This is a genomic window from Streptococcus cameli (assembly GCF_053207365.1).
The window spans coordinates 53,026-64,868 of record NZ_JBRUIM010000003.1 but is presented as its reverse complement, the minus strand read 5'-3'; the positions used below and the strand labels follow the sequence as shown (position 1 = coordinate 64,868).

At 39.9% G+C, this 11,843-nt stretch carries 10 protein-coding genes; 1 reads left to right on the top strand and 9 read right to left on the bottom strand.

The features are described from left to right. Window positions 1-71: 71 nt before the first annotated feature. The 8 genes from ACVR1I_RS07055 to ACVR1I_RS07020 form a co-directional block, all read right to left on the bottom strand. On the bottom strand, window positions 72-1,199 hold the full coding sequence (locus tag ACVR1I_RS07055) for an N-acetyldiaminopimelate deacetylase (protein ID WP_447443320.1): 1,128 nt from the start codon (window positions 1,197-1,199) through the stop codon (window positions 72-74). Between the two features lie 52 nt (window positions 1,200-1,251). Next, on the bottom strand, window positions 1,252-1,950 hold the full coding sequence (gene dapD / locus ACVR1I_RS07050) for a 2,3,4,5-tetrahydropyridine-2,6-dicarboxylate N-acetyltransferase (RefSeq protein ID WP_447443319.1): 699 nt from the start codon (window positions 1,948-1,950) through the stop codon (window positions 1,252-1,254). A 101-nt stretch (window positions 1,951-2,051) separates the two neighbouring features. After that, window positions 2,052-3,710, bottom strand: coding sequence for an ABC transporter permease (locus tag ACVR1I_RS07045; RefSeq protein WP_447443318.1), 1,659 nt, complete (start codon window positions 3,708-3,710; stop codon window positions 2,052-2,054). Window position 3,711: 1 nt separating this feature from the next. Beyond that, window positions 3,712-4,791, bottom strand: coding sequence for an ABC transporter ATP-binding protein (locus ACVR1I_RS07040; RefSeq protein ID WP_447443317.1), 1,080 nt, complete (start codon window positions 4,789-4,791; stop codon window positions 3,712-3,714). A gap of 12 nt (window positions 4,792-4,803) precedes the next feature. Continuing rightward, entirely contained in the window at window positions 4,804-5,841 is a 1,038-nt protein-coding gene (locus tag ACVR1I_RS07035; protein ID WP_447443316.1) for an ABC transporter substrate-binding protein, read from the bottom strand. Window positions 5,842-5,936: 95 nt separating this feature from the next. Beyond that, the gene (locus ACVR1I_RS07030; RefSeq protein ID WP_447443315.1) at window positions 5,937-6,728 is read right to left on the bottom strand and encodes a response regulator transcription factor; all 792 of its coding nucleotides are present in this window, start codon (window positions 6,726-6,728) and stop codon (window positions 5,937-5,939) included. Next, window positions 6,721-8,370, bottom strand: a complete 1,650-nt coding sequence (locus ACVR1I_RS07025; protein WP_447443314.1) for a sensor histidine kinase — start codon at window positions 8,368-8,370, stop codon at window positions 6,721-6,723. The genes ACVR1I_RS07030 and ACVR1I_RS07025 overlap by 8 nt, the downstream gene beginning before the upstream one ends. Window positions 8,371-8,672: 302 nt before the next feature. After that, window positions 8,673-9,869 (bottom strand): phosphoglycerate kinase, encoded by a 1,197-nt coding sequence (locus tag ACVR1I_RS07020; protein WP_447443313.1) that lies wholly within the window; start codon window positions 9,867-9,869, stop codon window positions 8,673-8,675. A gap of 213 nt (window positions 9,870-10,082) precedes the next feature. Between ACVR1I_RS07020 and ACVR1I_RS07015 the strand changes: the two genes are divergently transcribed. Further along, on the top strand, window positions 10,083-10,796 hold the full coding sequence (locus ACVR1I_RS07015; RefSeq protein ID WP_447443312.1) for an SDR family oxidoreductase: 714 nt from the start codon (window positions 10,083-10,085) through the stop codon (window positions 10,794-10,796). A 61-nt stretch (window positions 10,797-10,857) separates the two neighbouring features. Here ACVR1I_RS07015 and ACVR1I_RS07010 read toward each other — a convergent pair whose 3' ends face one another. Then, window positions 10,858-11,841: an aldo/keto reductase gene (locus tag ACVR1I_RS07010; RefSeq protein ID WP_447443311.1), complete on the bottom strand. Its 984-nt coding sequence runs from the start codon at window positions 11,839-11,841 to the stop codon at window positions 10,858-10,860. Window positions 11,842-11,843 lie beyond the last annotated feature (2 nt).

Here is an 11,843-nt window from a genome sequence, read left to right as displayed (position 1 = left end):
ATATTGTACCATGTTCCCAGCCTTTTCACAAGAAAAAACCAACCGCTAGAAAGGCTGTTGGTTTTCTATTTTTAGTGGGTTTTATGAACCAAGAAATGGCTAATTTCTTCTATGGCAAAAGGCAGCGCTTCTTCCTTGGGATTCATCATCGGGTGATGCAGCGCATAAGGTGAATCCACTCCCAGCCAAAACATCACACCAGGAATCTGCTGCAAGAGGTAGCCAAAATCTTCACCCGTCATAGCTGGTAGGCAATCGATCAGTTGGACAGAAGGGCAATCTCTAAAAAAATCCATGAGGTCTTGTGCCAATTTAGGATGGTTTTCAACTGGCAAATAACCGCCTTGATTGAGAACGACTTCTACTTCCATTCCAAAGCTGGCTGCCACACCCTCTGCAATCTCTCGCAGCCGCTTTTGAATGTGCAAGCTCATGTCCTGAGTCAAGCTACGGATGGTCCCATGAAGCACAGCCTTATCAGCAATGACATTATTGGTGGTCCCTGCATGCAGGGACCCAAAAGTCACCACCCCTCCTTGAATAGGATCCACATTGCGGCTGACGATGGTCTGGACCTGGGTCACAAAATAAGAAGCAGCTACCAAGGCATCATTGGCCTCATGGGGAAAAGCAGCATGCCCACCCTGGCCTTTAAAGGTCACCCAGACTTCACAGGTCCCTGCAAAGAGGGTACTGGTATTGGTCGCAATCGCTCCAACTGGTAAATCTGGACGGACGTGTAGGGCATAGAATTCATCTGGCTTCCAATCTCCGAAAGCCCCGTCCTCATACATGAGCATGCCACCTGCTAGATTTTCCTCGGCAGGCTGGAACAAGAACAAGAGGTTTTCCTTTGGCTGGACCAGAGTTAACTTTTCCAAAAGGCCCAAGGCAATGGTCATATGAAAATCGTGGCCGCAGGCGTGCATCCGGCCCTCGTGCTGGCTGACAAAGTCCAGTCTAGTTTCTTCCACAATTGGCAGACCATCTATATCAGTCCGCCAACCAATTGTTTTGGTTGGATGACTTCCTTGCACAAAAACTAGAATCCCTGTCTTCCAGATTCGTTGCTGAACAAAGTCTTTTCCAAGTGTGATTTCCGCAATCTTTTCCAATAAGTAAGCCTGTGTCTTGTACTCCTCTAATCCAATTTCAGGAATCTGGTGCAGGTCACGGCGAATTTGAATACTATCAAACATGTTTTCTCTTTTCTTTTAGAAGAAAAGGTCGAGCATTCTCAACCTTTTTGTCTTATAAGTTCCGAAGGGCTTCTTCAAGAGCTGTTTTTTGTTGGGTTTGGGCATCGATTTCCTTGATGATGCGAGCTGGAACACCCGCAACCACTACATTTTCAGGAACATCTTGGGTCACGATGGCACCAGCTGCTACCACAGAACCATTCCCGATTTGCACCCCTTCAATCACCACCGCATTGGCACCAATCAAAACATTGTCGCCAACCCGTACAGGCTCAGCACTAGCTGGCTCAATCACACCTGCCAAAACAGCACCCGCTCCGACATGGCTATTTTTACCAACCGTTGCACGGCCACCTAAAATTGCTCCCATATCAATCATGGTGCCACTTCCGATTTCCGCACCAATATTGATCACAGCACCCATCATGACAACCGCATTGTCTTCAATGGTCACTTGATCACGGATGATCGCTCCTGGTTCAATCCGAGCATTGAGGTGGCGTTTGTCCAACAAAGGAACAGCTGAATTGCGGCCGTCTTGCTCGACAACATAGTCCTTGTTTTCTGTTAGGTTGGCAAGCAAGGGCTCGATGTCTTTCCAATCACCAAATAAGACATTGCCTAATTTGGTCACTTCAGCAGGAACAGCACCAGCCAATTCTCCCTCAAAAGTCACTTTAACATTGGTTTTCTTTACCGCATTGCCGATAAAAGCAATAATTTCTTGCGCTGACATTTTTTGTGCAGTCATGTTACTCTCCATTCAAATCCTTTTTTACTATTATAGCAGAATTTTCAGAAAGTTCTAGTGCTAGGATTTAAAAAACAGCTAAGTAATTAGCTGTTTTTAAGTTACAATGTAATACTATTGTTTTTAGAAATCTTCATAAAGGTCAAAAGAGAAAGGACCGTTATAATTGTTAAAATGGTTGACAAGGCGGCGGCTACACCGTAATTTCCTCGGAGAACCTCTGTGTAAATTGCTACTGTCATAGTTCGCGTTTTTACATTATACAATAAAATCGAAGTTGACAATTCCGAGATCATTGTCACCCATGACAAGATAGCACCAGATATAATCCCAGACAACATCATAGGTGTAGTAATTTTAACAAACGTATTGAAACGACTGCTGCCTAGACTTTCTGCGGCCTCTTCGATACTTGGCGCTATTTGTTGCAAACTAGCGACAGATGAACGAATGGTATATGGTAAGCGACGAACAGCCAATGACATAATCATGATGAACGCTGTACCAGTAATCATGAGAAATCCAGAGCCAAACAAACCTGTATTAAAAGAAGATATAAACGCAATCCCCATTACCGTTCCAGGAACAATGTAAGGAACCATACTCAAACTATCAATCAAATTAGTAAAAATATTGCGTTTCCGAACTGCTAAATAGGAGATAAAGGTTGCAAATACAACAACTAAAACCAATGCGAGCAACGGAATTCGAATTGTATTGAAAATAGCGCTACCCATTCGATCAAAAGCTGTTCTGTAACTATTTAATGAATAGCCTTTGACAAAAACCATACCTGATGTATTTAAAAATGAAGTATAAATCAAATAGAGTTGGGGAAGAATGGCTAGAAAAATAGTACTATAAACAACTGTACAAATTACTGCCGTTTTCATCGGAGTAGCTTGCTTCGGTTGAATAGGATGGAGTGAATTCATACTAAAACTAAAACGATTGGCAATATATTTTTGAATCAAGAAAATCGATAATGCAATCGTAATAGCCATAATAGCAAGAGCAGAAGCAAAGGCCGCATTGCCACCAACTTCACTGATAAATTCCGTATAGATTAAGACAGGAAAGGTGCGATAGCCTTCACCAATCAGCATAGGCGTTCCAAAATCTGAGAAAGCTCGCATAAACACTAACAATCCTGCAGCTAATAAAGTTGGCACTAGCAAAGGCAAAACTACTTTGAAAATACGGCTTAGACCAACAGCTCCCATGCTCTCAGCTGCTTCTAAAACAGAGTTATCTATACTTTTCATCGTTCCAGCTACATACAGAAAAACCAGCGGAAATAGTTGCAAAGTAAAGACTAGTACAATTCCCTTAAAACCATAAATATCGATTTGTGGCAAATGCAAAACAGACGTTAAAAATTTAGTTATGACCCCATTTCTTCCCAATAAGAGAATCCAAGAATAGGCACCAACAAAAGGAGCTGACATAGAAGCAATGATGACCAATATTTGCAAGAGTTTTTTCCCCTTAAATTCGTACATCGAAAATAAGTAAGCCAACACAGTCCCAACAATCAAAGAAGTAACAGTTGCAGTTAAGGAAACTTTGAAACTATTGATAAGAGTATCTAAATAATAGGATTTTTCAAAGAAAGTCGAAAAATGCTCAAACGAAAAGCGACCATCTGTCTCTACCGCTTGTTTTAAGACTGTAACAATGGGATAAACCAAAAAGATTAAATAAGTGATAAAAATCAAGAATGATGAACTGGTCCAAATCGTGACTTTTTTTCGTTCCATATCACTCACCTCTCATTAAATTTCTAGATCCATCCGCAGTAAAGACATTCAGTTTTTGAACATTGATTTGTAATCGAATCTGATCGCCAGGTTTCAAATCTTCTTCAAAAGTTGATTCTTCACTGACCTGAATTTTCGATGCAAAACCTGTGCGAATAAAGTATTCTGTATTTAATCCTAGATAGACACTGTCAATAATTTCACCAGCAATCTCTCCGTCTATACAACGTTGAAATTCTTCTGGACGAATACTAACTCGGACAGTTTGTTCCATCTCATCATCTAAAGCGGAAATCCGAATACTATACGAATCTGCAAAAGTAATGTAGGCTAAGCCATTTTGTTTTTCTAACCGTGCTTCAATAATATTGGTACGCCCAATAAAGGTTGCCACAAATTCATTTGCTGGTCGGTGATACAATTCTTTTGGTCGCCCGATTTGTTGGATGACACCATCTTTCATAACCGCAATTCGATCTGAAATAGCCATCGCTTCTTCCTGATCATGCGTTACATAAACAGTCGTAATTCCAACCTCATGTTGAATTTCACGAATTGCTTGACGCATATCTAATCGCAATTTCGCATCTAAGTTACTCAACGGCTCATCCATTAATAGCACACTTGGATTAACAGCCAAAGCTCTTGCTAATGCAACACGTTGTTGTTGACCTCCACTCAATTTATCAGGTTTACGATCAGCATACTGGTCAATTTGCATTAACTTAAGATACTTATCTGTCTCCTTCTCCAATTCTTCTTTTGAAACCTTCTTTTGTCTTAAACCAAAAGCAACATTTTCACGAACCGTTAAGTGAGGAAAAATAGCATAATTTTGGAACACCATACCAATATTTCGCTTGCTAGGCTCCATATTATTGATTTTTTGATCCCCAAAATAAAACTCTCCACCTTCAATGGAATTAAAACCAGCAATCATTCTTAATAAGGTTGTTTTTCCACAACCAGATGGACCAAGGAGAGTAAATAAGCTCCCCTTTGGAATGGTCACATTTAAATCCTCAATTACTGGTATATCATTGTAGATTTTTTTTGCGTTTAAAATCCTAATTTCACTCATTTTTTCTCCCTATTATTTTTTTGATTGAATATCAGTGAAAATCTCATTGTATTTTTGAACAATTGTCTCTTTATTTTTTATGACATAATCATAATCTTCTGTAATGGTATTAATATCTTCAATTGACTTCATGTTTTCGCTTGTTTTTGCATCTTTACGAACAGGACGATTTGTAGTAGTTGTCCCAAGTGTGTCTTGAACTTCTTGAGACACTAGGAAATCAATGAATTTTTTTGCATTATCCATATTTTGTGCATTTTTTACAATCGCTGCACTCGCTGGCAAAAAGACTGTTCCTTCTTTTGGATAGATTACTTTAATATTCGCACCGTCGTTCAATAATTTTACTGCTGGGTCTTCATAAGACAAACCAACTGCCATCTCTCCATCTGAAACTGCTTTATATACACCAGAAGAACTCGAACCAATCTTACCATCAATTAAAGTGAAAAGATCCTTAACATAGGTCCAAGCTACCTCTTCTTCATATCCTCCTTGAGCTGCTAGGATATTAGTCAGCTGAGCGAATGCGCTCGAAGAATTTGCTGGATCAGCTGTAGCAATTTTACCTTTTAACTCCGGATTCAGCAAATCTGCGTAACCCTCTATCTTCATTCCCTTTGTCAAGTCAGGATTTACTACCAACACACTGCCATCTAGTGTATATGGAGTTGAATAGCCAGTTGTATTCCGATACTCTTCTATAACTTGATCATTTTCTTTGGCTGTGTACTCTTCAAACAACTCCCCGTTTGTAGCATATTGAGTATAAGAGCCACCAAATATAATATCCGCTACTGGAGCCTCTTTTTCAGATTCCAGCTTCTTAAACAGCTCACCTGTACCAGCTTGAATCAATTCTACCTTTACACCATATTTTTCTTCAAATGCTGGAATGGTTGCATTAATCAACCCTTCAGAGTTGGGAGAATAAATAACCAATGTATCACTTTCACCACTCTTTTTTGTTTCTCCAGTAGAACAAGCTGCTAAAGCTACTACACTAGTTGCTACCAAACTTCCTGCTAAAAATTTCATCCATTTTGTCATATCAATGGACACCTCCTTGTCATTTCTGCTTTCATTATAATGTAATGTAAGCGTTTTTAATACAGTCAATTCTATCATAAATAGGGGAATATTATCTACTCCCCTATACCATATGATATCCATAAAACATTAGAATCCCTAAATTCTGTTGGTGTCACCCCAAATTGTTGTTTAAATAATTTCCCAAAATACTTATAATCCGAAAATCCAACCTGATGAGCAATTTCATAAATTTTCAAGTTTGGACATTGATACATTTTCTCAATAGCTTGTTTGAGACGATACTGTAAAATATACTCATTTAAAGTAATCGGTAAATGTTCCTTAATAATCTTATATAGATAACTTTCACTATACTTAAGTTCAGTCGCAATGTCGGATATTGTAAAATGTTCTTGATAATGAGCATGTACCCATGCCAGCAAATCTTGAGCAATCGGATTTTGAATATCAGACAAGATTACATTGTGAAAGAATTCTCGATACGTATTTTGTGATACACTCTGCTTCAAAGAATTGATTTTTAATCTTTCAACAACTGTTAAAAGACATTCCCGCAACTCTTCTGCATCAATCGGTTTACTAATAAAATCACAAGCTCCATATTGCATTGCTCTTTTGGCGTTGTCAAAATCATTGTATCCAGATAAAATAATTTTTTCATATACTACATCTTTAGTTGCCTCAAACATCATAAAAGCATCCATAATCGGCATGGTAATATCTGTCAATACAATATCTGGTTGGTGCTGTTGTATTTGAGCCATCCCTTCTTGGCCATGACTAGCAAGAGCAATAACTTCTATTCCCAATAAAGAATAATCAACTGCTATCGAAAGCCATTTTCGAATAAGATGTTCATCTTCTACAATTATTAACTTATACATCTTTTACTCCTGATACTTTGAACTCCAGCCAAGTTTCACCTAATCGACTGACCCCTAAATCCAGCTCAACTAATTCAAAATATTCTTTTAAACGCCTATAGCTATTCACAATCCCGTGTTGGGTATGGTGGCTATTCAAAGAAGATATGATTTTTTGCCTTGCGACTTTCGTTAAAGCTCCTGCATTATCTGTGACTGTAAATACGAGAATATCATTTTCCTTTCGAATCGTTATTGCTATATGCAAATCAATTCGGTACTGCCCCCCATACTTTATAGCGTTTTCAACTAAAGGTAATAGAAACAATTTAGGAATACTTTCTTGTATAAGACCATCCGAACACTCAATGCGATAACTCAAACCATCAAAACGGATAGCATGAATTTCCAAATAAGATTCAACTATTGACAAATCTTTCCCTAGACAAGTTCTTTCCTCAACTTGAGAAATACTGTATCGAAGTATCGAAGTAAGGTTTTGAATAAGCCGGTTCGTTAATGCACCATCCAATTCATGTGTAATTTTAATCGTTTCCAATGTGTTATATAAAAAATGTGGATTGAATTGGGCTTCTAACATCTTCCTTTCAAAAAATACTCTCTCTCTTTCAAGAATCAATTTTTGAGTATGCAGATCATCTAATTCTTTCACCATTAAATTAATCTGCTCCGCCATAAACTCAAATTCATCACCCGTTTTTAATGCAACTTCGGTGATTTCATTTCTAGAAATTTGCTTTATTTGTCTTACCAAAGAATCAATCGGAGCGATATTGTAAGAAATAATTTTTCGAGTCAAGCTACGCATCTGAAACAGATAGATACAGAGTAGTATGACTGTGGCAGAGACTGCAAAAATAGCTAAAAAACCAATCGAAACAAATGGCTGAAATGTATAAATAGAAAGATTTCTCCCCACTGGCATGTAGTAAGTAATCAATGGATTTTTTAAACTAAAGATACTCTGTTCTGCGAAACGGCGATTGTCTAATTTCTCTAAAGAAGATGTCGTAAAATAACTGGAATTTTTAGCAAAAATATTTCCAAATTGATCGGTCAAGATATATTTTGCAGAAAATGACGCATCATTTGCAATAAAGTCAGTATCACTTACAACAAGGGCGCTATAACCAATTTTTTCTGTCGCATCAATCATTGGTTGAATAAAAATTAAATAATGTCTTCGATTAGCAGTAATAAGAACCTTCGGTTCTACAAACTCAACAGAGGATTTTTCCAATAAAATATGAAAATAAAAATCGGAAACCAAATTTTTTTCAAGAAAGGTATTTGTAGTTAAACGAATCTCTCCTAATGAATCAAAAATTAATAAATCTGATTCGAAATCTGTCTCCGCTCTTTTTTCATAAAAATAACGAAACATTTCCCTATCTGTCCGTTTTCCTAATAAAAATTCTTTTGCCATCTTTTGGTTTAAGGTGGTAAGCAATTGTTTATTGTCTTGAACACTCTCTTGCGTCTGTATTGCGATTTGTTGGGTATCTTTTATTAATTGAGAGTACTGTAAAAAGAATGAGAACAATACAAGCAGTAGCAATAAAATCATCGTGACATAAATTGCAGATAAACTACTTTTCCGAATAATTTCTTTTTGAAGTGCCTGTCGAAACGACCCTCTCATCAGAATCCCCCCTATGAAAACGCTTGATATTCTTTATTATAACAGATTTTTGAAATATGCCCAAAATGAATCAAAAGAATCTTTCTATACCCAAGCATTTAGAAAACGCAAGATGATAGACTGACAGAAATCTACATAATCAAAAAAGATGTCTTCTAGAAACCTTTTCTAGCCTTTTTTTACATTAACATATTACGCCTCTATCGGGACATCAAAGGTTTTTCTAACTGGCATCATTTCGTAGAAATTCTACAAGATGCACAGAAAAAGAGTTACTTTCGCAACTCTTTTTATCATCAGTTTTACTTTTCAGTTAATGCATCCAAACCTGGAAGTACTTTACCTTCCAACAACTCCATAGATGCACCGCCACCTGTTGAGATCCATGAGAATTTGTCTGCACGGCCAAGGTTGATGGCTGCGGCTGCTGAGTCACCACCACCGATGATTGATTTCACGCCTGGTTGTTTCACGATAGCGTCCATCACACCGATTGTACCTGCTTGGAAGTCAGGGTTTTCAAAGACACCCATAGGACCGTTCCAAACAACTGTTTTCGCACCTTCAAGAGCTTCTTCAAATTTCGCGATTGATTTTGGACCGATGTCAAGACCAAGGAAGCCTTCTGAAACAGCTTCGCCTTCAGTGTCACGAACCACGTCATAACCCGCAAAAGCATTCGCTTCTTTTGAGTCAACTGGCAAGATCAATTTACCTTCTGCTTTTTCAAGAAGCGCTTTGGCAACATCAAGCTTGTCTTCTTCTACCAAAGAGTTCCCGATTTCGATACCTTGTGCTTTGTAGAAAGTATAAGTCATCCCACCACCGATAAGGACTTTATCAGCCTTTTCAAGCAAGTTTTCGATAACACCAATCTTATCAGATACTTTTGAACCACCAAGGATCGCTACAAATGGGCGTTCAGGTGTTTCAACAGCTTCTTGGATGTATGCAATTTCGTTTTCCAAAAGGAAACCTGCAACTGCTTTTTCAACGTTCGCTGAGATACCAACGTTTGAAGCATGGGCACGGTGAGCTGTACCAAAGGCATCGTTTACAAAGATACCATCGCCAAGTGACGCCCAGTATTGACCAAGTTCAGCATCGTTTTTAGATTCTTTCTTGCCATCAACATCTTCAAAACGTGTGTTTTCAACCAAGAGAACTTGTCCATCTTCCAAAGCGTTGATGGCTTCTTCCAACTCAGCACCACGGGTAGCACCTGGGAAAACAACATCTTGACCCAATTTAGCCGCCAAGTCTTTGGCAACTGGTGCCAATGATTTGCCTTCTTTGTCTGCTTCTTCTTTCACACGGCCAAGGTGAGAGAAAAGAATCGCACGACCACCTTGCTCGATGATGTACTTGATGGTTGGAAGGGCCGCGGAAATACGGTTGTCGTTAGTGATCACGCCATCTTTCAAAGGCACGTTGAAGTCCACACGAACGAGAACTTTTTTACCTTTCAAATCAACGTCTTTAACAGTCAATTTTGCCATTTGGATTGTCTCCTTAAAATTTTTAATACAAGCTCATTATATCACATTTTCTAAGATTTTTCTAAAAAGCGATGGATTTCAGAAAATTTTCCTAGTAAACTCTTGTAAGAAAGAATTGATGTTCGTTTATTCATGTTATAACCCATTCGCTCATTTCAGAAAATTCTCTCCTTCTTTGTTATAATGAAAAAAAGATTATTTTTGGAGGTAGACATGACTGCATTTCAGGATAAAATTGTCCTTATTACTGGCGGGGCCAGAGGTATCGGTGCTCAGATGGCAGCTACTTTTCGGGAGGCTGGAGCCCAGGTCTACACTATGGACTTGACAGCTCCCGCAGACTTTATTGGCGATTTGGCCAAGCAAGCAGACCTCGAAGACTTTGCTGACTTTGTCCTTAAACAACATCCTGGCATTGATGTCCTCATCCACAATGCTGCCCCTCTTATGAAGGGCATTTCAAGCGCTAGCTATGAGGATTTTACCTATGCTATGCAAGTTGGTGTGACCGCCCCCTTTTACCTAACCAAACTCTTAAAAGACCATCTCAATCCCGGCGCCAGCGTCCTCATGCTCTCTTCTAGCCGTGACCGTATGAGCCAGCCTGAAACCGAGACCTATACCGCTGCTAAAGGCGGGATTGCCGCCCTCACCCATGCCTTGGCGGTTAGCCTGGCTGGCAAAGCCCGGGTCAATAGTATCTCCCCCGGCTGGATCAACACAGCAGGGGAGGAGCACAGTCTGACAGACCACATCCAGCACCCTGCCGGTCGCATTGGACGACCTGAGGATATCGCTAACCTGGCCCTCTTTCTGAGTTCTGAGCAGGCTGGCTTTATCACTGGTGAGAATATTACCGTTGATGGTGGCATGACCAAGCTTATGATTTACCATGATGACCAAGGGTGGACTTTCCATAAAGACTAACCGCTTTATCACACAGAAAAAACCAGAATTTCAAGTCGAATTCTGGTTTCTTTTTTATATTCTAATAATCCCCACGAATATGCTCGTGTACCTGACTCCAGTAGAATTCTGACAGGGTCACAAGTTCTTTTTCAGTGAAAGGCTTGGTGTCTGCCGCCTTGAGATTGGCATCAATCTGGGCAATGGACTTAAAGCCAGGAATGACGGTCGTCACCCCTTCTTGTTGGAGAAGCCACTTAAGGGCCGCATCAGCCATGCTTCCTCTGTCATCCGCAATCCACTTGAGTTGGTCCACTAAGTCAATCGCCTTTTCAAAGGGAAGGCCACCGAAGGTTTCCCCGACATTAAAGGCTGCGCCGTCACGGTTATAATTGCGGTGGTCATTTTCAGGGAACTGGCTATCCTTAGTGTATTTACCCGTCAAGAGACCGCTGGCAAGGGGTACACGCGCCAAAATCCCTACATTTTGCTTGGCCGCTTGTGCAATCATCTCCTTGACCGGTTTCTGACGCAACAGGTTGACAATCACTTGGAGGCTACTAGCCTTGGTGTTATCAAGCACAAACTTTCCTTGGTCATCGGTTTCTACACTGACACCGTAGTAACGGATTTTACCTTCTTGTTTCAGGGTGTCAAGCACTTCAAAGACGCCTTGATCCGTCAGGACTTCGGTGCTCGGACAGTGAATTTGATAGAGGTCAATGGCCTCAGTCCCCAAGTTGCGAAGACTTTGCTCACAGTAAGCCTTGACCTTATCATAAGTATAGTTAGAAAGATCCGCAAAGTTATCGCGTCTCCCAAACTTGGTCGCCACATAAACCTCTTCCGAACGCTCTTTGAGAACCTGTCCAATCAAAGTTTCACTGCGACCCGCACCATAAACGTCGGCGGTATCAAAGAAATTAACGCCTTGGTCAATGGCATGGTGAAGCGATTGAATCGCATCGTCTGTAGAGACATCACCCCAATCCCCACCGATCGCCCAGGTCCCAAAACTCACCTCGCTGACCTCCATGTCTGTGTTGCCCAGTTGATTGTATTTCATAG

Excerpts from the sequence above, each read along its gene's own strand:
- ACVR1I_RS07055 (WP_447443320.1), bottom strand. The coding sequence starts at position 1,199 with ATGTTTGATAGTATTCAAATTCGCCGTGACCTGCACCAGATTCCTGAA.
- dapD (WP_447443319.1), bottom strand. The coding sequence starts at position 1,950 with ATGACTGCACAAAAAATGTCAGCGCAAGAAATTATTGCTTTTATCGGC.
- ACVR1I_RS07045 (WP_447443318.1), bottom strand. The coding sequence starts at position 3,710 with ATGGAACGAAAAAAAGTCACGATTTGGACCAGTTCATCATTCTTGATT.
- ACVR1I_RS07040 (WP_447443317.1), bottom strand. The coding sequence starts at position 4,791 with ATGAGTGAAATTAGGATTTTAAACGCAAAAAAAATCTACAATGATATA.
- ACVR1I_RS07035 (WP_447443316.1), bottom strand. The coding sequence starts at position 5,841 with ATGACAAAATGGATGAAATTTTTAGCAGGAAGTTTGGTAGCAACTAGT.
- ACVR1I_RS07030 (WP_447443315.1), bottom strand. The coding sequence starts at position 6,728 with ATGTATAAGTTAATAATTGTAGAAGATGAACATCTTATTCGAAAATGG.
- ACVR1I_RS07025 (WP_447443314.1), bottom strand. The coding sequence starts at position 8,370 with ATGAGAGGGTCGTTTCGACAGGCACTTCAAAAAGAAATTATTCGGAAA.
- ACVR1I_RS07020 (WP_447443313.1), bottom strand. The coding sequence starts at position 9,869 with ATGGCAAAATTGACTGTTAAAGACGTTGATTTGAAAGGTAAAAAAGTT.
- ACVR1I_RS07015 (WP_447443312.1), top strand. The coding sequence starts at position 10,083 with ATGACTGCATTTCAGGATAAAATTGTCCTTATTACTGGCGGGGCCAGA.
- ACVR1I_RS07010 (WP_447443311.1), bottom strand. The coding sequence starts at position 11,841 with ATGAAATACAATCAACTGGGCAACACAGACATGGAGGTCAGCGAGGTG.